This is a genomic window from Bacillus cereus group sp. TH152-1LC (assembly GCF_027710505.1).
Classification (GTDB): Bacteria; Bacillota; Bacilli; order Bacillales; family Bacillaceae_G; genus Bacillus_A; species Bacillus_A mobilis.
This window is the reverse complement of sequence record NZ_JAQFNK010000015.1, coordinates 117,208-139,464: the sequence shown is the minus strand read 5'-3', so window position 1 is coordinate 139,464 and position 22,257 is coordinate 117,208. Positions and strand designations below refer to the sequence as shown.

Sequence of the window (22,257 nt, the reverse complement as noted above, 5' to 3'; positions counted from 1 at the left end):
GAACGCTTGAAAATAGTAGACAGAGTTGCTTATTGGCAGGTGTGGCAATTTTATTGAAAAGATTTTAAACAGGTTCTTAAAAGAAAAAGGTCTATTTGAGACTTGTAAAAACTACTAATCTGTTGAAAGACACCTTCTTGCTTGAAGGTGTTTTTTTACGTAATTCTTGTTTACATAATAAAAATTATGGGTAAGGAGGATTAAGATGAAGAGAGAACGATTATTACATCTTCATTATTTTTTAGCAGATCATTGGAAGGCGATGGAAAGACTACTATATGTCGATCCTGAATTGAAGGGAATATACACTTTTAATGCAACACAAATGGAATACTACACTGGAATATCCTCGAAAAAATCTTCAGAATTAGTACGTTTTCTTCAAAGTTCAAATCTCTTGCAATATATATCTTATTTAGAGAAAAATCGAATCTTTTATATGACTATCTGTGATGAAGATTATCCACAATTATTACGTGAAATACAAGATCCGCCCTTTGTGTTATATGGAAAAGGTGAGAAGGATTTTCTCAATAAGGCGAATAAATTAGCGGTTATTGGAACGAGAGAACCGACTTTATATGGACATGAGAGTTTACAATTTATTTTACACCCATTATTAGAAAGAGAATGGCTTATTGTCAGTGGGTTTGCAAGAGGGATAGATACAATGGCTCATGAAATTACAGTAAGACGGCATTGTCCGACTATTGCAATACTAGGACATGGATTATCGTATATGTATCCAAAAGAGAATAGACATTTATATGAAACATGGAATGAATATATATTGTTATTAACAGAGTATCCGCCGCACTATGCACCGAAAAAATGGTATTTTCCAAAAAGGAACCGAATCATTAGTGGTATAAGTAAGGGTGTTTTAGTTGTAGAAGCGAAATCAAGAAGTGGAACACTTATTACTGCGGACCTTGCTTTAGAGCAAAATAGAGAGGTATTTGCACTTCCTGGACCTATATTTATAGATAGTGCATCAGGAACGAATCATCTAATTCAACAAGGAGCAAAACTAGTAAGAAATGCAGAAGATATTTTGGAAGAGATTTTAAATTAACCTTATATTTTCATGTTTTTATTAAACAATTATTGACAAATGGTAGAAAGGCACTGTATGGTATATTCATTCTTGATTGACAAAAACAAGAGAAATCAATAAGATTGATGAAGACTTGAATCCACCTCTTAAGGAGGCACTAGCATGTCAGATTACCTCGTAATCGTGGAGTCGCCTTCTAAGGCGAAGACCATTGAGAAATATTTAGGGAAAAAATACAAAGTTGTCGCGTCTATGGGACACGTTCGCGATTTACCTAAAAGTCAAATGGGGATAGAAGTAAAGAACAACTTCACCCCGAAGTATATTACCATTCGTGGTAAAGGTCCCGTCTTAAAAGATTTAAAATCAGCGGCCAAAAAAGCAAAGAAAGTCTATCTCGCGGCCGATCCAGACCGCGAAGGGGAAGCGATTGCTTGGCATTTAGCCAATACGTTAAATGTGGACGTTGAATCAGATTGCCGAGTTGTGTTTAATGAGATTACAAAAGACGCAATAAAAGAATCATTTAAACATCCTCGTGCGATTAATATGGATTTAGTAGATGCACAACAAGCAAGACGTATACTAGATCGTCTTGTAGGTTACAATATTAGTCCTTTATTATGGAAGAAAGTAAAAAAAGGATTAAGTGCAGGACGCGTACAATCTGTAGCAGTTCGTTTAATTATCGAACGTGAAAAAGAAATTCAAATCTTTGAGCCTGAAGAATTCTGGACAATTAAGACAGAATTTGTGAAGGGGAAAGACACATTTGAAGCAAGCTTTTACGGTGTAGATGGTGAAAAAGTTCAATTAACGAATGAAACGCAAGTGAATGAAATAATTGAACAGATGAAAGATAATGCGTTTTCAGTTGAAAATGTAACGCGAAAAGAGCGAAAACGTAATCCTGCATTACCGTTTACAACATCTTCCTTACAACAAGAGGCAGCGCGTAAGTTAAACATGCGAGCAAAGAAAACAATGATGCTCGCGCAGCAATTGTATGAAGGGATAGATCTTGGAAAGCAAGGGACTGTAGGTCTTATTACGTATATGAGAACTGACTCAACACGTATCTCAGAAACAGCTCAAACAGAGGCACGTACTTACATTACTGAGGCGTTTGGTGCGGAATACATAGGAACAGAAAAGAAGAAAGAAACGAAAAAGTCGAACGCACAAGATGCGCATGAGGCAATTCGTCCTACTTCGGTAATGAGAAGGCCAGAGGAACTTAAGAGTTTCTTGAGTCGTGATCAACTTCGGTTGTATAAACTGATTTGGGAGCGATTTGTTGCAAGTCAAATGGCGTCTGCTATAATGGATACTGTGACAGCTAGACTCATTAATAACAATGTTCAGTTCCGTGTAAGTGGATCGGTTGTAAAGTTTCCAGGATTTATGAAAGTGTATGTAGAGTCGAAAGATGACGGGGCTGAAGAAAAGGATAAAATGTTGCCACCTTTAGAAGTAGGGGAAACGGTATTTTCGAAGGATTTAGAACCGAAGCAACACTTTACACAACCTCCGCCGCGATATACAGAGGCTCGTCTAGTAAGAACACTTGAAGAGCTTGGAATTGGAAGACCGTCGACTTACGTACCGACACTTGAAACGATTCAAAAACGTGGATACGTAGGTTTGGATAATAAACGCTTCGTTCCAACTGAACTTGGTGAAATAGTAATTGAACTTATTTTAGAGTTTTTCCCAGAAATTATTAACATTGAATTTACTGCTAATATGGAGCAAAGTCTTGATGAAGTAGAAGAAGGAAATGCGAATTGGGTAAAAATTGTTGATGATTTCTACGTAGGCTTTGAACCGCGTTTAGAAAAAGCGGAGAAAGAAATGCGTGAAGTGGAAATTAAAGATGAACCAGCTGGGGAAGACTGTGAATTGTGTGATCACCCAATGGTCTTTAAAATGGGTAAATACGGGAAATTTATGGCTTGTTCGAATTTCCCAGATTGTCGTAATACAAAACCGATTGTGAAAGAAATCGGTGTTACTTGTCCGAAGTGTGATAAAGGTCAAATTATTGAACGCCGTAGTAATAAAAAGAAACGTCTTTTCTATGGATGCGGTACGTATCCAGAGTGTGACTTTGTATCTTGGGATAAACCAATTGGTCGTAAATGTCCGAAGTGCGAAGGTATGCTTGTAGAGAAGAAGTTGAAAAAAGGCGTGCAAGTACAATGTATTTCGTGTGATTATGAAGAAGAACAACAAATGTGAGCGTAACTGCTCACATTTTTTTCGGGAAGAAAAGGAAAGGTGATTAATATGACAACACAAGTAGTAAACGTCATTGGCGCAGGTCTTGCAGGAAGTGAAGCAGCTTACCAAATTGCAAAACGTGGTGTCCAAGTAAAATTATATGAAATGAGACCAGTAAGGCAAACGCCAGCTCATCACACAGATAAATTTGCAGAGTTAGTATGCAGTAACTCGCTTCGCGCAAACACATTAACAAACGCTGTTGGTGTTATTAAAGAAGAAATGCGTCTAATGGACTCTGTTATTATTCGTGCAGCTGATGAGTGCTCTGTACCAGCAGGAGGGGCTTTAGCTGTAGATCGTCATGAATTTGCAGCAAAGGTAACGGAGTATGTGAAAAACCATCCGAACGTAACTGTGATGAATGAAGAAATTACTGAAATTCCAGAAGGGCCTACTGTTATCGCGACAGGTCCACTTACGTCTCCTGATCTTGCTGCACAATTAAAAGAATTAACAGGTGAAGATTATTTTTATTTCTATGATGCTGCAGCGCCGATTGTTGAGAAAGACAGCATTGATATGAATAAAGTATATTTAAAGTCTCGTTACGATAAAGGCGAAGCTGCATATTTAAACTGCCCAATGACGGAAGAGGAATTTGACCGTTTTTACGAGGCTTTAATTGCTGCTGAAACAGTACCTTTAAAAGAATTTGAAAAAGAAATTTTCTTTGAGGGTTGTATGCCAGTAGAAGTTATGGCAAGTAGAGGAAGACAGACGCTAGTATTTGGACCGATGAAACCTGTTGGATTAGAAGATCCGAAAACAGGGAAAACGCCTTATGCTGTTGTTCAATTACGTCAAGATGATGCAGCAGGAACGTTATACAATATCGTAGGTTTCCAAACGCATTTAAAGTGGGGACCACAAAAAGAAGTGTTACAGTTGATTCCAGGACTGGAAAACGCAGAGATTGTACGTTATGGTGTAATGCATCGTAATACGTTTATTAATTCACCTAACTTACTTCGTCCAACATATCAATATAAACAACGTGATGATTTATTCTTCGCTGGTCAAATGACTGGAGTAGAGGGATATGTTGAATCGGCAGCATCAGGATTACTAGCAGGTATTAACGCTGCTCGACTTGTGAAAGGTGAAGAGCCAGTTGTATTACCATCTGTAACTGCAATGGGAAGTATGGCGAATTATATTACTGCGACAAATGCAAAAAACTTCCAACCAATGAATGCAAACTTCGGTCTGTTTGCACCGTTAGAGAAGAAAATTAAGAAAAAAGCAGAACGAAATGAAGCCTATGCAACACGCGCTTTAGAAACAATTCAAAATTTTGTAAATATTTAGTTAAATTTCTTGCAAAGGCTACTAAGTTGTGATACGATTTAGTAGCCTTTATTGAGGTGAATTGTGTGAATGTGAAGAAATTGTTACAATTATTCGTTGGATATTTACAAATTGAAAGAAATTATTCAAAATATACAATTGCAAGTTATCAAAATGATTTAGAACATTTTGTGCAATTTATGGAGCGAGAAGGCATATCCTCTTTTTTAGATGTTACATACGCGGATGTTCGTTTGTACTTAACGACGTTGCACGATGAAAAGTTAGCCCGTAAATCTGTCGCAAGAAAAGTATCAAGTTTACGAAGTTTATATCGTTTTTTGATGCGTGAAGGTTATCGGAAAGATAATCCGTTTGCACTTGCGTCACTCCCCAAAAAAGAATTGTCAATCCCAAAGTTTTTATATGCTGAAGAATTAGAGGAATTATTTGAAGTTTCTGATACGGAAACACCGCTAGGTCAAAGGAATCAAGCTTTATTAGAATTGATGTATGCGACTGGAATCCGTGTGAGTGAATGTGTCAATTTACAACTTACCGATATTGACTTCGCGGTGGGAACAATTTTAGTAATGGGAAAAGGAAAAAAACAAAGGTATATTCCGTTCGGAAGCTATGCGCAAGATGCTTTAATTACTTATATAGAGAACGGGAGAAAACAGTTAGCTCACAAAACTGAAGAACACTCTCATATGGTATTTTTAAATGCGAAAGGCACGCCGCTAACAAGTCGAGGGGTACGCTATGTATTAAACGAACTCATTAAGAAAGCTTCGCTGACAATGCGGATAAGTCCCCATATGTTAAGGCATACATTTGCTACACACATGTTAGATGAAGGGGCAGATTTACGTACTGTACAGGAGCTACTCGGTCATGAGAATTTGTCGACGACACAAATTTATACGCATGTCTCTAAAGAAAGATTGCGTTCGGTCTACATGAAGCATCACCCACGGGCATAAATTGCTTTTAAAGCTATAAAAACATATAAAGGAGTTTTTTCTATGGGAAATTTCCACGCTACAACGATATTTGCAGTTCATCATAATGGAGAATGTGCAATGGCTGGAGATGGCCAGGTGACGATGGGAAATGCAGTTGTAATGAAACATACAGCTCGTAAAGTCCGTAAACTTTTCCAAGGGAAAGTTTTAGCTGGTTTTGCAGGTTCCGTTGCTGACGCATTTACTCTTTTTGAAATGTTTGAAGGGAAATTAGAAGAGTACAATGGGAACTTGCAGCGTGCTGCAGTTGAGATGGCAAAACAATGGCGTGGCGACAAAATGTTACGTCAACTAGAAGCGATGCTCATTGTCATGGATAAAACAACTATGCTTCTTGTTTCAGGTACAGGAGAAGTAATCGAACCGGATGATGGTATTTTAGCGATTGGATCTGGCGGGAATTATGCGCTTTCTGCAGGTCGTGCTTTAAAGCAATATGCAAGTGAACATTTAACAGCGAAGCAAATTGCGAAAGCGAGTTTAGACATTGCTGGCGATATTTGTGTTTATACAAACCACAATATAATTGTGGAAGAATTGTAGAATCGTAAGGGAGGCATTTTATATGCATTTACATTTTACTCCGCGTCAAATTGTGGAAAAATTAGATCAATACATTATCGGTCAAAAAGATGCGAAGAAAGCGGTTGCTGTAGCTTTAAGAAATCGATATCGTCGAAGTAAATTAGCTGAAAATCTACGTGATGAAATTGCGCCTAAAAATATTTTAATGATTGGACCAACGGGTGTTGGTAAAACAGAGGTAGCACGACGAATGGCGAAACTCGTTGGAGCACCTTTTATTAAGGTTGAAGCTACCAAATTTACAGAAGTTGGATATGTAGGTAGAGATGTAGAATCGATGGTACGTGACCTTGTGGAAACGTCAGTTCGTATCGTGAAAGAAGAAATGGTAATTAAAGTACAAGACAAAGCGGAAGAACAAGCGAACCAACGTCTTGTTGAAATTTTAGTGCCGAGTCCGGAGAAACAATCTGGATTTAAAAACCCATTAGAAATGCTATTTGGCGGTGCTCAAAATTCGAATCAAACATCTGATGCACAGGAAGATGTTGAAATCGAAAAGAAACGTCAAGATGTGGAAAGAAAGCTTGCTGCAGGACTTCTTGAAGATGAAATTGTATCGATTGAAGTGACTGAGCAACAGTCTTCCATGTTCGATATGTTACAAGGAACTGGCATGGAACAAATGGGGATGAATTTCCAAGATGCATTAGGAAGTTTTATGCCGAAAAAAACAAAAAAACGTAAACTTTCTGTAAAAGAAGCAAGAAACCTCTTGACAAATGAGGAAGCACAGCGCTTAATTGATATGGATGAAGTTACACAAGAGGCTGTTTATCGTGCTGAACAGCTCGGGATTATTTTTATCGATGAAATTGACAAAATTGCTGGTAAGCAGTCGAATAGCGTAGATGTATCACGTGAAGGTGTGCAACGTGACATTCTGCCGATTGTAGAAGGGTCGAATGTTGCGACAAAATACGGATCAGTAAAAACGGATTATATTTTATTCGTTGCAGCTGGAGCGTTTCATATGTCTAAACCGTCGGATTTAATTCCGGAACTGCAAGGGAGATTTCCGATTCGAGTAGAATTAACAAAATTATCGACAGATGATTTTGTTAAAATATTAATCGAGCCTGACAATGCGTTAATTAAACAATATATGGCTTTATTAGCGACTGAAGGTATAGAAATTGAATTTTCAGACGAAGCTATTCGTAAGATTGCTGAGATTGCTTATCAAGTTAATCAGGATACAGATAATATTGGAGCAAGAAGACTTCATACGATTATGGAGAAGCTCCTTGAAGATTTATCGTTTGAAGCATCTGAAATTACGTTAGAGAAAATAACGATAACACCTCAATACGTTGAGGAGAAATTAGCAACGATTGCTAAAAATAAAGATGTGAGCCAGTTTATTTTGTAATAGTGTCATCAGGTGACTCGCCCTAGTTTCCAAGTGATGAAAAAATATGTGAGTAACATGTAGGAGGAACTTTTGAAATGGAATTATTAGCAAAAACAAGAAAATTAAATGCGTTATTACAGAGCGCAGCAGGAAAGCCTGTAAACTTTAGAGAAATGTCTGATACAATGTGTGAAGTAATCGAAGCGAACGTATTCGTAGTAAGCCGTCGTGGTAAATTACTAGGTTATGCAATTCACCAACAAATTGAGAACGAGCGTATGAAACAAATGCTTGCTGAGCGTCAATTCCCGGAAGAATACACACAAAGCTTATTCAACATTACAGAAACATCTTCTAACTTAGATGTAAACAGTGCTTACACAGCATTCCCGGTAGAAAATAGAGAATTATTCGGTCAAGGTTTAACTACAATCGTACCAATCGTTGGTGGCGGTGAGCGTCTAGGTACATTAGTATTAGCTCGTCTTGGTCAAGAGTTCTTAGACGATGATTTAATCCTTGCTGAATACAGTTCAACTGTAGTAGGTATGGAAATCTTACGTGAAAAAGCAGAAGAAATCGAAGAGGAAGCACGTAGTAAAGCTGTTGTTCAAATGGCGATTAGCTCATTATCTTACAGTGAGTTAGAAGCAATCGAGCATATCTTCGAAGAATTAAATGGAACAGAAGGTTTACTTGTTGCAAGTAAAATTGCTGATCGCGTAGGAATTACTCGTTCTGTAATCGTAAATGCACTTCGTAAATTAGAGAGTGCTGGTGTTATTGAGTCTCGCTCTTTAGGTATGAAAGGAACATACATTAAAGTGCTAAACGACAAGTTTCTACAGGAACTTGCTAAATTAAAAACAAACTAATTTATAAAACTCTCCTCATTTTTTGAGGAGAGTTTTTTGTGTATAAAAGATTAATGTTGTTTGCAAATAGCGTCATAATCATATTTTTCGGAAAAGCTATGAATTGAATTTCATTTTTTTGCTTAAAAGAAATACAGGTTGGTAATACTAGAATTCGAGTGTGAACAAAGAAAGTTTTACATTGTTCGCATTTTCGACTTGATTGTAATATTTCAGTATGATATAGTAGGCAGTGGTGTCAGTACAAAGTACACACGTTTACTGATTTAAGTGTTGGTGCTACGTTTGTAGTTTCGCTTAGAGATGAAGTAAACGGAGGATATCAAAAACCATTTAGGAGGAACTATATTATGTCAGTAATTTCTATGAAGCAATTGCTTGAAGCTGGTGTTCATTTCGGACATCAAACTCGTCGTTGGAACCCAAAAATGAAGCGTTACATTTTCACAGAGCGTAACGGTATCTACATCATCGACTTACAAAAAACTGTGAAAAAAGTTGAGGAAGCTTACAGAACGATGCGCGACATCGCTGCTGAAGGTGGAGACATCTTATTCGTAGGTACTAAAAAACAAGCACAAGAAGCTATTAAAGAAGAAGCAACTCGTGCTGGTATGTACTTCGTTAACCAACGCTGGTTAGGTGGAACTTTAACAAACTTCCAAACAATCCAAAAACGTATCAAGCGTCTTAAAGACATCGAAAGAATGCAAGAAGATGGTACTTTCGAAGTACTTCCTAAGAAAGAAGTTGTTCAACTTAAAAAAGAGTTAGAGCGTCTTGAGAAATTCTTAGGCGGTATTAAAGATATGAAAGGTCTTCCAAGTGCATTATTCGTAGTAGACCCTCGTAAAGAGCGTATTGCAGTTGCTGAAGCACGCAAATTACACATTCCAATCATCGGTATCGTTGATACAAACTGTGATCCAGACGAAATCGATCACGTTATCCCAGCAAACGATGATGCAATTCGTGCTGTAAAACTTCTTACATCTAAAATGGCAGACGCGATCCTTGAAGCAAAACAAGGTGAAGAAACTGTTACTGCGTAACAAAGTTGGAAAGGTGATAAGGGGTTCGGCCTTTTATCACCTTTTTTAAGGTATAAACACCTTTATAAAAAGTATAAATACATATTTTAGGAGGATGAATAGTATGGCAATCACTGCACAAATGGTAAAAGAATTACGTGAAAAAACTGGCGCAGGTATGATGGACTGCAAAAAAGCTTTAACTGAAACTAATGGCGACATGGAGAAGGCAATTGACTTCTTACGTGAAAAAGGTATTGCGAAAGCTGCTAAAAAAGCAGACCGCATCGCTGCTGAAGGTTTAACTTTCATCGAAACAAACGGTAACGAAGGTTTAATCTTAGAATTAAACTCTGAAACTGATTTCGTTGCGAAAAACGAAGGTTTCCAAGCATTAATTAAAGAATTAGCTGCTCACTTATTAGCTAACAAACCAGCTAACATTGAAGAAGCTATGGCTCAAACAATCGAAGGCGGCAAAACAGTAGAAGAGCACATCAACGAAGCAATTGCTAAAATTGGTGAAAAACTTACACTTCGTCGTTTCGAAATCGTAACAAAAACTGATGCTGATGCATTCGGCGCTTACCTACACATGGGTGGACGTATTGGTGTATTAACAGTTCTTGAAGGTTCTACTGACGAAGCTGCTGCTAAAGATGTAGCAATGCACATCGCAGCAGTTAACCCTAAATACATCGACCGCGATGCTGTAACAGCTGAAGAAGTTGAGCATGAGCGTCAAGTATTAACACAACAAGCTTTAAACGAAGGCAAGCCTGAAAAAATCGTTGCAAAAATGGTTGAAGGCCGTCTTGGCAAATTCTTCGAAGAAATTTGCTTACTTGACCAAGCATTCGTTAAAAACCCTGATATGAAAGTTCGTCAGTTCGTTGAGTCTAAAGGCGGAACATTAAAAGGATTCGTTCGCTACGCTGTTGGTGAAGGTATCGAAAAACGCGAAGACAACTTTGCTGAAGAAGTAATGAACCAAGTAAAAGGTAGTAACTAATACAGATTAGGGAACACATTGTGTTCCCTTTTTTAAAATAAAGATGTAAGCAATTGGAGGTTCATTATGAGTAAACCGAAATATAATCGTGTCGTATTAAAGCTAAGCGGAGAAGCGTTAGCTGGCGAACAAGGATTTGGAATTAACCCATCTGTTATTAAATCAGTTGCGGAACAAGTAAAAGAAATTGCAGAACTTGATGTAGAAGTTGCTGTTGTTGTTGGTGGCGGAAACATTTGGCGTGGAAAAATCGGAAGTGAAATGGGAATGGATCGTGCTGGAGCGGATTACATGGGTATGTTAGCAACAGTTATGAACTCATTAGCTCTTCAAGATAGCCTGGAGAACATTGGAATTCAAACTCGTGTTCAAACTTCAATCGAAATGCGTCAAGTAGCAGAGCCTTACATTCGTCGTAAAGCAGTTCGTCATCTAGAGAAAAAACGTGTTGTGATCTTTGCAGCAGGTACAGGTAACCCATATTTCTCTACAGATACAACAGCAGCACTACGTGCAGCGGAAATCGAAGCAGACGTTATCTTAATGGCGAAAAACAATGTGGATGGCGTATATAATGCAGATCCATCTCTTGACCCAACAGCTACGAAATACGAAACACTTACTTACTTAGATGTATTAAAAGAAGGTTTAGGTGTAATGGATTCAACAGCTTCTTCTTTATGTATGGACAATGATATTCCATTAATTGTATTCTCTGTTATGGAAAAAGGTAACATTAAACGTGCCGTTTTAGGCGAAAATATCGGAACAGTTGTAAGGGGGAAATAAATATGGGACAACAAGTATTGAAGTCTTCAAATGAAAAAATGGAAAAAGCAGTTGCTGCTTACTCTCGTGAATTGGCAACAGTTCGCGCAGGTCGTGCAAGCTCGTCTGTATTAGATAAGGTACAAGTTGATTACTATGGTGCACCAACACCTGTTGTGCAATTAGCGAACATTACAGTTCCAGAAGCACGTTTACTTGTAATTCAACCTTATGATAAAACTTCTATCGGTGATATCGAAAAAGCAATTTTAAAAGCAGATTTAGGCTTAAACCCTTCTAATGATGGAACTGTAATTCGTATTGCATTCCCTGCATTAACAGAAGAGCGTCGTCGTGATCTTGTTAAAGTTGTGAAAAAATATGCTGAAGAAGCGAAAGTTGCTGTTCGTAACGTACGTCGTGACGGTAACGATGATCTTAAGAAGCTTGAAAAAGCTGGCGAGATTACAGAAGATGATTTAAGAGGATATACTGAAGATATCCAAAAAGAAACAGATAAATATATCGCAAAAGTTGATGAAATCGCAAAAAACAAAGAAAAAGAAATCATGGAAGTGTAATAGCGATATCTTCGCAAATATGACCCTCTTCTTAAGGGGGTCTTTTTACACTTTTAGGCATATGTCTGCTTGCTGGAGGGTATGAATGATGTTTAAAAATTTTCCTTTTTTTAAAAGTAAAAAGGACGCATCGTTTGATCATCTCGTTGAAGAAGTGAAAAAAGGATACATCCCAGAACATATTGCCATCATTATGGATGGTAATGGTAGATGGGCAAAGAGGAGAGCGATGCCTCGTATTGCGGGACATCATGAAGGCATGCAAGTTGTAAAGAAAATTACAAAATTTGCAAGCAAACTTAATGTTAAAATATTAACTCTTTATGCTTTTTCGACTGAGAACTGGAAAAGACCGAAAAAGGAAGTTGACTATTTAATGAGGCTTCCAGAAGAATTTTTGGGTACATTTTTACCAGAATTGATTGAAGAGAACGTACAAGTCCGAGTAATAGGACAACAAGATCGTCTTCCTACGCATACACGCAGAGCGATGGAGAAGGCCATGGAAGATACGAAAGAGAATACGGGATTAATTCTTAATTTCGCGTTAAACTATGGAAGTCGAGATGAAATCGTTTCTGCTGTGCAACATATGGTGAAAGATAGTGAGGAAGGAAAAATTCGCGTTGAAGATGTAAGTGAAGAAATGCTTTCTTCCTATTTAATGACGAGTTCTTTACCTGACCCAGAGTTGTTAATCCGTACGAGCGGTGAGCTACGTATTAGTAATTTCATGTTATGGCAAATTGCATATTCGGAATTTTGGTTTACAGATGTGTATTGGCCAGATTTTACCGAGGAACATTTGCTAAATGCGATTACAGACTTTCAGCATAGAGGGCGCAGATTCGGAGGCGTGTAGAAAGAGAGGGTTTGGTAGTGAAACAGAGAATTATTACTGGAGTGGTTGCTGCCGCGCTATTCATTCCCATCGTAATTTACGGTGGCGTGCCTTTTACGGTTTTAGTGTATGCACTTGCTTCTATAGGTTTATATGAATTAATTCGTATGAATAAGCTTACGCTTATTTCAGTACCAACAGTTTTAGCGGCAGTATTATTATGGATTATTTTAATTCCAAGTAGTGCATCAGAACTGTTTACGCAGATTGGATTAGGTAAATTAGAAATCACATTTGTGATTGTTTTATTACTTTTATCATATACAGTCCTTTCTAAGAATACATTTACTTTTGACAATGCTTCATTTTTGCTAATGGCAACAGCATATGTTGGAATGGGATTCCTATATTTGAATGAAACGAGAATATTGGGAATTAAATATGTGTTTTGTGCATTATTTGTTATATGGGCTACTGATTCAGGCGCATATTTCGTAGGAAAAGCATTAGGAAAAAGAAAATTATGGCCAGAAATTAGTCCTAATAAAACGATTGAAGGTTCATTAGGTGGCATCGTTTGTGGAATTGTTGTGGCAGTTGTTTATAATATGTTCTTCCCAGTTGAGGCTAATGTAGGGATTTTAATTGTGTTGACAATTATCATTTCTATTTTTGGACAAATTGGCGATTTAGTACAATCTGCATTTAAACGTCATTATGGCGTAAAGGATTCAGGTACAATTTTACCTGGGCATGGCGGTATATTAGATCGAACAGATAGTTGGTTATTTGTTTTACCAATTCTCTACTTCTTATTACAATATAATTAATAAATGAACGAGGGGTTGGAGTCATGAAAAACATTAGTTTATTAGGTGCAAGCGGATCAATTGGTACACAAACTTTAGATGTATTACGCTCGCACCCAGACCAATTCCGTCTCGTTGCTTTTTCTGTAGGGAAAAATATTGACTACGCAGTAAAGGTAATTCAAGAATTTTCTCCGCAAATCGTCTCTGTGCAAAGAGAGGAAGATGTTTTAAAATTACAAGCTGTCTCTGGTAATACAAAAATTGTATATGGTAGTGAAGGGCTTTTAGAAGTAGCATTACATCCAGATGCGGAGATTGTAGTAAATGCTGTTGTAGGTAGCGTAGGGTTGTTACCAACACTTCGTGCAATTGAGGCGAAAAAAACAATTGGAATTGCAAATAAAGAAACATTAGTAACTGCAGGGCATCTTGTAATGGAAGCAGCGCGAAAACATAATGTTTCGTTACTTCCAGTAGATAGTGAACATTCAGCTATTTTTCAATGTTTGAATGGTGAAAATGAAAAAAGAATTTCTCGACTGGTTATTACTGCTTCTGGTGGAAGTTTCCGTGATAAAACGAGAGATGAATTGCATCATGTGACCGTAGAAGATGCGCTTCGACATCCAAACTGGTCAATGGGTTCGAAAATTACAATTGATTCTGCTACAATGATGAATAAGGGGCTAGAAGTAATTGAAGCACATTGGCTTTTTGGTATCCCTTATGAGCAAATCGATGTTGTTTTACATAAAGAAAGTATTATCCATTCTATGGTTGAATTTGAAGATCGTAGTGTAATGGCACAGCTTGGCTCACCTGATATGCGAGTACCAATTCAATACGCACTTACATATCCTGATCGATTGCCTCTTTCAGACACAAAACAGTTAAATTTATGGGAAATAGGAACGTTGCATTTTGAGGAAATGAACCAAGAACGATTCCGTTGCCTACGTTTTGCGTATGAAGCTGGAAAAGCAGGTGGAAGTATGCCAGCTGTAATGAATGCAGCGAATGAAGTAGCTGTTGAAGCTTTTTTACAAAAGAGAATTGGTTTCTTAACAGTGGAAGACCTCATTGAAAAAGCAATGAACCATCACAATGTCATTGCACGTCCGAGCTTAGAGGAAATTCTGGAAATTGATGCAGCCACAAGACGGTTTGTGATGGAACAAATTTAGCAAAGGTGGTTATGGAATTGAATACAGCGATTGCCTTTATATTAATTTTCGGTGCACTCGTATTTTTCCATGAGCTAGGGCATCTATATTTCGCAAAAAGAGCAGGTATTTTATGCCGTGAGTTTGCGATTGGTTTTGGTCCGAAAATATTCTCATTTGAAAAGAATGAAACGGTGTATACGATTCGATTACTGCCCCTTGGTGGCTATGTAAGAATGGCTGGCGAGGATGCAGACACAGTTGAGTTAAAGCCTGGGAAAAAGGTTGGCCTTGTATTAAATGAAAAAGACGAAGTTGCGAAATTAGTTTTTGATGGATATGAAAAGTACCCAAATGTTCGTGTCATTGAAGTCGAACAAGCTGATTTAGAGCATAATTTAACAATTTCGGGCTATGAAGAGTACGAGGAAGAGCTTCAAACATTCCGAGTGAATGAAAAGGCTCGTATCATTACTGCAGGTGAAGAAATTCAAATTGCTCCGTATAATAGGCAGTTCGGCTCTAAGAAATTGGGTCAACGTGCTTTAACAATCTTTGCAGGTCCTGCAATGAACTTCATTTTAGCATTTGTTATTTTTGTGATTCTTGGATTTGTACAAGGTGTTCCTGTTGACAAGCCAATGGTCGGAAAAGTGATGGAGAATAGTGCAGCACAGCAAGCTGGATTAAAAGAAAATGATACAATTCAAGCAATCGATGGGAAGAACACAAGTACATGGAAAGATGTTGTTTCTATTGTACGTGAAAACCCAAATAAAGAAATTACGTTACAAGTAAAGCGTGATAGTGAACAGTTTAATGTAAAAGTAACGCCAACGCTCGATAAAGAAGGTAAAGAAGAAGTTGGTAGAATTGGTGTTTACTCTCCAGTAGAGAAAACAGTAATGGGTTCTATTAAATCAGGTTTTGAACAAACTTACCAATGGACGAAACTAATTTTTGAGTCTCTTGTGAAATTAGTAACTGGTCAATTCTCTATTAATGAGTTGTCAGGTCCAGTAGGGATTTATAATCTAACAGATCAAGTTGTAGATTATGGATTTACACGTGTATTAAGTTTAGCAGCAGTTTTAAGTATTAACCTTGGTTTATTTAATTTACTACCAGTCCCTGCTTTAGACGGTGGACGTTTGTTCTTCTTCTTAATTGAAGCGTTACGAGGGAAACCAATTGACCGCCAAAAAGAAGGTATGGTTCACTTTATTGGTTTTGCATTATTAATGTTACTAATGTTAGTTGTAACTTGGAATGACATTCGTAAGTTTTTCTTGTAAAATAAAGTGAAACTTATAATGAAATAGAGATCGTAGAATAAAATCCCTCACCTAACTCGAGGTGAGGGGTTTTACTGCGTATAAGAGTAAAATGAAGAGGTGCGAATAAATGAAACAAAGTATGGTATTCAGTCCTACATTACGTGAAGTTCCAGCTGATGCGGAGATTAAGAGTCATCAGTTATTACTTCGTGCAGGTTTTATGCGTCAAAATGCTTCTGGTATTTATAGTTTTCTACCATTTGGTTTAAAAGTACTACACAAAGTAGAACGTATCGTTCGAGAAGAAATGGAGCGCGCAGGTGCTGTAGAATTATTAATGCCAGCAATGCAAGCTGCAGAATTATGGCAAGAATCAGGCCGTTGGTATTCTTACGGATCTGAATTAATGCGTATGAAGGATCGTAACGCTCGTGAATTCGCATTAGGAGCGACACACGAGGAAGTAATTACAGATCTTGTACGTGATGAAGTGAAGTCATATAAAAAATTACCGTTAACATTATACCAAATTCAAACAAAATTCCGTGATGAACAAAGACCTCGTTTCGGTTTATTACGTGGAAGAGAGTTCCTAATGAAAGATGCATACTCTTTCCATGCTACACAAGAGAGCTTAGATGAAGTGTATGATCGTTTATACAAAGCATACTCTAATATTTTTGCTCGTTGTGGCTTGAATTTCCGTGCGGTTATTGCTGACTCTGGGGCAATGGGCGGAAAAGATACACATGAATTTATGGTATTGTCTGATGTTGGTGAAGATACAATTGCATACTCTGATACATCGGATTATGCAGCGAACATCGAAATGGCTCCTGTTGTAGCTACGTATACGAAGAGTGACGAAGCAGAAAAGGCACTTGAAAAAGTAGCAACACCGGATCAAAAAGCAATTGAAGAAGTATCTGCATTCTTAAACATTGAAGCTGACAATTGTATTAAGTCTATGGTATTTAAAGTAGATGAGAAATTAGTAGTTGTACTTGTTCGTGGTGATCATGAAGTCAACGATGTAAAAGTGAAAAATGTATACGGTGCTTCAGTTGTTGAGCTTGCTTCTCATGAAGAAGTGAAAGAACTATTACATTGTGAAGTTGGTTCATTAGGACCGATTGGTGTAACAGGTGACATCGAAATTATCGCTGACCATGCTGTAGCATCAATTGTTAACGGATGTTCAGGAGCGAACGAAGAAGGATTCCATTATGTAAATGTAAATCCAGAACGTGACTTTAAAGTAAGTCAATATACAGATTTACGCTTCATTCAAGAAGGAGACCAATCTCCGGACGGAAACGGAACAATTCTTTTCGCACGCGGAATTGAAGTTGGTCATGTATTCAAATTAGGAACACGTTATAGTGAAGCAATGAACGCAACATTCCTAGATGAAAACGGAAAAACACAACCACTTATTATGGGTTGTTACGGTATCGGTGTATCTCGTACAGTGGCAGCAATCGCAGAGCAGTTTAATGATGAGAACGGTCTAGTTTGGCCAAAAGCTGTAGCACCATTCCATGTGCATGTAATTCCAGTAAATATGAAATCTGATGCACAACGTGAAATGGGTGAAAACATATACAACTCATTACAAGAACAAGGATACGAAGTATTACTAGATGATCGCGCAGAACGTGCAGGTGTTAAATTTGCAGATGCAGATTTATTCGGCCTTCCAGTTCGCGTGACAGTTGGTAAAAAAGCAGACGAAGGTATTGTAGAAGTGAAAGTACGTGCTACAGGCGAGTCTGAAGAAGTGAAAGTAGAAGAACTTCAAACATATATTGCAAATACTTTAAAATAAGAAGGGGTACCTCGTAATGAGGTACCTTCTCTTTCTTTGTAAACGTATTTTGTAAAAGAAGAAGGGAGAAATCTTTCTTTGTAGTACGTTTCAATTTATAATAGCAAATGGAAGGAGAGTGCTTATGTCTTTAACAAATGAACAACAAGAGCGATTTCAAATTTTGCTCCAGCAGTTGCAAATACCAGACGACCTTATAAATCAATATTTACAAGGTGGTGGTATTGAAAGGCTCGTTATTGATAAAGCGAATAAAAGTTGGCATTTTGATTTACAAGTGCCACGTATTTTGCCTACAGAATTATATGAATTGCTAGAAACGAAGCTTAAGCAATCATTTTCTCATATTGCAAGAACAACATTTGCATTAGAAGCAGAGAATAAACAATTTACAGAAGAAGAAGTGAGGGCGTATTGGCCGCTTTGTACGGAACGAATTACATTTTCACCTATGTTTGCTTACTTAAAGAAGCAGCTTCCGCAGGTGAATGGAGTGAAGTTGCTAATAAATGTGAATAATGAGCTGGAATCTACTGCTTTAAAGAAAAACGTTGCGAAACCAGTAGGAGATCAATACGAAGCTTTTGGATTCCCGCGTTTTCAGTTAGACACACATATACAGCAAAATACAGAAGAAATGCAAAAGTTTCGTGAGCAAACGCAGCAAGAAGACCGTGAACGTGTTATACAAGCTATGGAAGAAATGGCGAAGAAGCAAGCTGAAGAAAGTAGCGTTGTGCATGAAGGACCTGTTGTGCTTGGGTATCTTATTAAGCCAGATGAAGAGATTACACCGATGCGAGAAATTCAAGATGAAGAAAGAAGAAAAACAGTTCAAGGGTATGTTTTCCATGTAGAAACGAAAGAGCTTCGTAGTGGCCGTACGTTATTAACTCTAAAAATAACAGATTATACGGATTCAATTATGATCAAAATGTTCTCACGTGATAAAGAAGATATTCCTATGCTGCAATCCTTGAAAAAAGGAATGTGGGTGAAAGCGCGTGGTTCTGTTCAAAATGATACATTTGTTCGAGATTTAGTAATGATTGCAAATGATATTAATGAAATAACAGGACCGTCTCGTAAAGATAAAGCGCCAGAAGGTGAAAAACGTGTAGAGCTGCATCTTCACACACCGATGAGCCAAATGGACGCTGTTACGCCTGTTTCTCGACTTGTTGCCCAAGCAGGTAAATGGGGACATGAGGCAATTGCTGTTACAGACCATGCTGTTGCACAGTCTTTCCCAGAGGCATATTCTGCGGGTAAAAAGGCTGGGGTCAAAGTTATATATGGTGTAGAAGCGAATTTAGTTAATGATGGTGTACCGATTGCATATAACGAAGCGCATCGTTTACTTGCAGAGGAAACGTATGTTGTTTTCGACGTTGAGACGACAGGTTTATCAGCTGTATACGATACTGTTATCGAGTTAGCGGCTGTAAAAGTAAAAGGCGGCGAAATTATTGACCGCTTTGAATCTTTCGCAAATCCACATCAACCATTATCTGCGACGATTATTGAATTAACAGGTATTACAGATGATATGTTAACGGATGCACCAGAAGTGGACGAAGTGTTTAAAAAGTTTGAAGAATGGATGGGCGACCATACACTTGTTGCTCATAACGCAAGTTTTGATATGGGCTTTATTAACGTAGGTTTTAAAAAGGCTGGACTAGAAAAAACGAATAACCCTGTTATTGATACGTTAGAACTTGCAAGATTCTTATTCCCAGAAATGAAAAACCATCGATTAAATACGATGTGTAAAAAGCTTGATATTGAATTAACGCAACATCACCGTGCGATTTATGATACAGAAGCAACGGGATACTTACTTGTGAAAATGTTAAAAGATGTGATTGAAAAGGGATTTGAATATCACGATCAATTAAATGATAGCATGGGGCAAGGGGATGCGTATAAGCGTGGACGCCCAAGTCATATGACGTTACTTGCCACATCAGATGTAGGATTGAAAAATTTATATAAACTTGTTTCCTATTCTCATCTAAATTACTTTTACCGAGTACCACGAGTACCAAGGTCACTATTAAAAAAATATCGTGAAGGAATTTTAGTAGGAACGGCTTGTGATAAAGGTGAAGTGTTTGAGGCGATGATGCAAAAAGCTCCTGAAGAGGTAGAAGAAATTGCGCAGTTCTATGATTACATTGAAGTAATGCCTCCAGAGGTGTTACGTCATTTAGTAGAGCGTGAACTTGTTCGAGATGAGGGACAATTAAAAACAATTATTTCTAATTTAGTAAAACTTGGTGAGACGTTAGATAAACCAGTTGTTGCTACAGGAAACGTGCATTATTTAGATCCAGAGGATGGAATGTATCGCAAAATTTTAGTTAGTTCGCAGGGTGGAGCCAATCCGTTAAACCGACATTCATTACCGCCTGTACATTTCCGTACAACGGATGAAATGTTAGAGTGTTTTTCATTCTTAGGTGAAGACGTTGCGAAAGAAATTGTTGTAACGAATACACAAAAGGTTGCATCATTAATTGGTGATGTTCATCCAGTAAAAGATGATCTATATACACCGAAAATTGAGGGTGCAGATGATGAAACGCGTGATATGAGTTATAAAATGGCGCGTAGCATTTATGGTGAAGAGTTACCTGAAATTGTAGAAGCGCGTTTAGAAAAAGAATTAAAAAGTATTATTGGGCATGGATTCGCCGTAATTTATTTAATTTCACATAAGCTTGTGAAAAAATCGTTAGTAGACGGATATCTAGTAGGTTCGCGTGGATCGGTAGGTTCATCATTCGTTGCAACGATGATGGAAATTACAGAAGTAAACCCATTACCACCACACTATGTATGTCCGAAGTGTAAGCAATCAGAATTCTTTAATGATGGTTCTGTAGGTTCTGGTTTTGACTTGCCGGATAAAGAATGTCCTGCATGTAATGTTCCATACGTGAAAGATGGACATGATATTCCGTTCGAAACGTTCCTTGGATTTAAAGGAGATAAGGTACCCGATATCGACTTGAACTTCTCCGGGGAATACCAACCACGTGCCCATAACTATACGAAAGTACTGTTCGGTGAAGATTATGTCTACCGTGCGGGTACAATAGGTACAGTTGCGGAAAAAACCGCTTATGGGTATGTAAAAGGTTATGCAAATGATCATAACTTAACGATTCGAAATGCAGAGATTGACCGCTTAGTATCAGGATGTACCGGTGTAAAACGTACGACTGGACAGCATCCAGGTGGTATTATCGTTGTGCCTGATTACATGGATATTTTTGATTTTTCACCAATCCAGTTCCCGGCAGATTCAATAGGTGCTGAGTGGAGAACGACACACTTTGATTTCCACTCGATTCATGATAATTTATTGAAACTTGATATACTAGGACACGATGATCCAACTGTTATTCGTATGTTACAAGATTTAAGTGGTATTGATCCGAAAACAATCCCAACAGACGATCCGGAAGTAATGAAAATTTTCTCAGGACCTGAATCGTTAGGTGTAACGGAAGAACAAATTAACTGTAAAACAGGTACACTTGGTATACCAGAGTTTGGTACGAAATTCGTAAGGCAGATGTTAGAAGAGACGAAGCCTACGACATTCTCTGAGTTAGTCCAAATTTCAGGACTATCGCATGGTACGGATGTATGGCTTGGTAATGCAAACGAGTTAATTTATAACGGTACATGTACGCTGAGTGAAGTTATCGGTTGTCGTGATGACATCATGGTATATTTAATCTATCAAGGTTTAGACCCATCATTAGCCTTCAAAATCATGGAGTCGGTTCGTAAAGGTAAAGGTGTACCAGAAGAATGGGAAGAGGACATGAAAAGTAATAATGTACCGGGTTGGTATATTGATTCATGTAAGAAGATCAAGTACATGTTCCCTAAAGCCCATGCGGCTGCTTACGTACTTATGGCTGTACGTATTGCATATTTTAAAGTGCATTTCGCGCTTCTATTCTATGCGGCATACTTTACAGTTCGTGCAGATGACTTTGACGTAGAGGCGATGGCGAAAGGCTCAGCATCTATACGTGTAAAAATTGATGAAATTGCACAAAAAGGTTTGGATGCAGCGCCGAAAGAGAAAAGTTTATTAACAGTACTAGAAATGACACTTGAAATGTGTGAGCGTGGATACTCATTCCAAAAGGTTGATTTATACCGTTCGCATGCAACAGAATTTATTATTGATGGGGATTCTTTAATTCCTCCATTTAATGCAGTGCCTGGACTGGGTACAAACGCCGCTTTAAGTATTGTAGAAGCACGTAAAAATGGAGATTTCTTATCAAAAGAAGATTTACAGCAGCGCAGTAAGGTTTCGAAAACAATTATTGAGTATTTAGATAGTCAAGGTTGCTTAGGCGATCTACCTGATCAAAACCAGTTATCACTGTTCTAGTAGGTAGGAAAAGTCTTTGCAAATCAACATTTGCTATGGTATACTA

17 protein-coding genes are annotated in these 22,257 nt (G+C 37.8%); all 17 read left to right on the top strand.

The window, feature by feature from the left end; genetic code table 11:
- Window positions 1-205: 205 nt before the first annotated feature.
- On the top strand, window positions 206-1,075 hold the full coding sequence (gene dprA / locus PDL00_RS25315) for a DNA-processing protein DprA (protein ID WP_242250667.1): 870 nt from the start codon (window positions 206-208) through the stop codon (window positions 1,073-1,075).
- Between the two features lie 144 nt (window positions 1,076-1,219).
- Complete coding sequence (topA, locus tag PDL00_RS25310) at window positions 1,220-3,298, top strand: type I DNA topoisomerase (RefSeq protein ID WP_270731914.1); 2,079 nt, start codon at window positions 1,220-1,222, stop codon at window positions 3,296-3,298.
- A gap of 48 nt (window positions 3,299-3,346) precedes the next feature.
- Entirely contained in the window at window positions 3,347-4,651 is a 1,305-nt protein-coding gene (trmFO, locus tag PDL00_RS25305; protein ID WP_000211998.1) for an FADH(2)-oxidizing methylenetetrahydrofolate--tRNA-(uracil(54)-C(5))-methyltransferase TrmFO, read from the top strand.
- Between the two features lie 65 nt (window positions 4,652-4,716).
- Window positions 4,717-5,616 carry a tyrosine recombinase XerC gene (xerC, locus tag PDL00_RS25300; RefSeq protein WP_001101238.1) on the top strand — a complete coding sequence of 300 codons (900 nt, stop codon included), beginning with the start codon at window positions 4,717-4,719 and terminating at the stop codon, window positions 5,614-5,616.
- Between the two features lie 42 nt (window positions 5,617-5,658).
- The gene (hslV, locus tag PDL00_RS25295; RefSeq protein WP_000526271.1) at window positions 5,659-6,201 is read left to right on the top strand and encodes an ATP-dependent protease proteolytic subunit HslV; all 543 of its coding nucleotides are present in this window, start codon (window positions 5,659-5,661) and stop codon (window positions 6,199-6,201) included.
- A gap of 22 nt (window positions 6,202-6,223) precedes the next feature.
- Complete coding sequence (gene hslU / locus PDL00_RS25290; protein WP_270731911.1) at window positions 6,224-7,615, top strand: ATP-dependent protease ATPase subunit HslU; 1,392 nt, start codon at window positions 6,224-6,226, stop codon at window positions 7,613-7,615.
- 77 nt (window positions 7,616-7,692) lie between these two features.
- Entirely contained in the window at window positions 7,693-8,472 is a 780-nt protein-coding gene (codY, locus tag PDL00_RS25285) for a GTP-sensing pleiotropic transcriptional regulator CodY (protein WP_000421290.1), read from the top strand.
- A 350-nt stretch (window positions 8,473-8,822) separates the two neighbouring features.
- Entirely contained in the window at window positions 8,823-9,524 is a 702-nt protein-coding gene (gene rpsB / locus PDL00_RS25280) for a 30S ribosomal protein S2 (protein ID WP_000111485.1), read from the top strand.
- 103 nt (window positions 9,525-9,627) lie between these two features.
- A complete protein-coding gene (tsf, locus tag PDL00_RS25275) occupies window positions 9,628-10,515 on the top strand; it encodes a translation elongation factor Ts (protein WP_001018585.1) in 888 nt (295 codons plus the stop codon).
- A gap of 66 nt (window positions 10,516-10,581) precedes the next feature.
- Entirely contained in the window at window positions 10,582-11,304 is a 723-nt protein-coding gene (gene pyrH / locus PDL00_RS25270) for a UMP kinase (RefSeq protein ID WP_000042667.1), read from the top strand.
- Between the two features lie 2 nt (window positions 11,305-11,306).
- Window positions 11,307-11,864, top strand: coding sequence for a ribosome recycling factor (gene frr / locus PDL00_RS25265; protein ID WP_000531505.1), 558 nt, complete (start codon window positions 11,307-11,309; stop codon window positions 11,862-11,864).
- Between the two features lie 85 nt (window positions 11,865-11,949).
- On the top strand, window positions 11,950-12,726 hold the full coding sequence (gene uppS / locus PDL00_RS25260; RefSeq protein ID WP_270731902.1) for an isoprenyl transferase: 777 nt from the start codon (window positions 11,950-11,952) through the stop codon (window positions 12,724-12,726).
- Between the two features lie 17 nt (window positions 12,727-12,743).
- Complete coding sequence (gene cdsA / locus PDL00_RS25255) at window positions 12,744-13,535, top strand: phosphatidate cytidylyltransferase (RefSeq protein ID WP_000813582.1); 792 nt, start codon at window positions 12,744-12,746, stop codon at window positions 13,533-13,535.
- Between the two features lie 23 nt (window positions 13,536-13,558).
- Window positions 13,559-14,701 carry a 1-deoxy-D-xylulose-5-phosphate reductoisomerase gene (dxr, locus tag PDL00_RS25250; RefSeq protein ID WP_242250671.1) on the top strand — a complete coding sequence of 381 codons (1,143 nt, stop codon included), beginning with the start codon at window positions 13,559-13,561 and terminating at the stop codon, window positions 14,699-14,701.
- 17 nt (window positions 14,702-14,718) lie between these two features.
- Window positions 14,719-15,975: an RIP metalloprotease RseP gene (rseP, locus tag PDL00_RS25245; RefSeq protein ID WP_270731898.1), complete on the top strand. Its 1,257-nt coding sequence runs from the start codon at window positions 14,719-14,721 to the stop codon at window positions 15,973-15,975.
- 109 nt (window positions 15,976-16,084) lie between these two features.
- A complete protein-coding gene (locus tag PDL00_RS25240) occupies window positions 16,085-17,785 on the top strand; it encodes a proline--tRNA ligase (protein WP_270731893.1) in 1,701 nt (566 codons plus the stop codon).
- Between the two features lie 124 nt (window positions 17,786-17,909).
- On the top strand, window positions 17,910-22,211 hold the full coding sequence (locus PDL00_RS25235; protein ID WP_061678198.1) for a PolC-type DNA polymerase III: 4,302 nt from the start codon (window positions 17,910-17,912) through the stop codon (window positions 22,209-22,211).
- Window positions 22,212-22,257 lie beyond the last annotated feature (46 nt).

Excerpts from the sequence above, each read along its gene's own strand:
- dprA (WP_242250667.1), top strand. The coding sequence starts at position 206 with ATGAAGAGAGAACGATTATTACATCTTCATTATTTTTTAGCAGATCAT.
- topA (WP_270731914.1), top strand. The coding sequence starts at position 1,220 with ATGTCAGATTACCTCGTAATCGTGGAGTCGCCTTCTAAGGCGAAGACC.
- trmFO (WP_000211998.1), top strand. The coding sequence starts at position 3,347 with ATGACAACACAAGTAGTAAACGTCATTGGCGCAGGTCTTGCAGGAAGT.
- hslV (WP_000526271.1), top strand. The coding sequence starts at position 5,659 with ATGGGAAATTTCCACGCTACAACGATATTTGCAGTTCATCATAATGGA.
- hslU (WP_270731911.1), top strand. The coding sequence starts at position 6,224 with ATGCATTTACATTTTACTCCGCGTCAAATTGTGGAAAAATTAGATCAA.
- codY (WP_000421290.1), top strand. The coding sequence starts at position 7,693 with ATGGAATTATTAGCAAAAACAAGAAAATTAAATGCGTTATTACAGAGC.
- rpsB (WP_000111485.1), top strand. The coding sequence starts at position 8,823 with ATGTCAGTAATTTCTATGAAGCAATTGCTTGAAGCTGGTGTTCATTTC.
- tsf (WP_001018585.1), top strand. The coding sequence starts at position 9,628 with ATGGCAATCACTGCACAAATGGTAAAAGAATTACGTGAAAAAACTGGC.
- pyrH (WP_000042667.1), top strand. The coding sequence starts at position 10,582 with ATGAGTAAACCGAAATATAATCGTGTCGTATTAAAGCTAAGCGGAGAA.
- frr (WP_000531505.1), top strand. The coding sequence starts at position 11,307 with ATGGGACAACAAGTATTGAAGTCTTCAAATGAAAAAATGGAAAAAGCA.
- uppS (WP_270731902.1), top strand. The coding sequence starts at position 11,950 with ATGATGTTTAAAAATTTTCCTTTTTTTAAAAGTAAAAAGGACGCATCG.
- dxr (WP_242250671.1), top strand. The coding sequence starts at position 13,559 with ATGAAAAACATTAGTTTATTAGGTGCAAGCGGATCAATTGGTACACAA.
- PDL00_RS25240 (WP_270731893.1), top strand. The coding sequence starts at position 16,085 with ATGAAACAAAGTATGGTATTCAGTCCTACATTACGTGAAGTTCCAGCT.
- PDL00_RS25235 (WP_061678198.1), top strand. The coding sequence starts at position 17,910 with ATGTCTTTAACAAATGAACAACAAGAGCGATTTCAAATTTTGCTCCAG.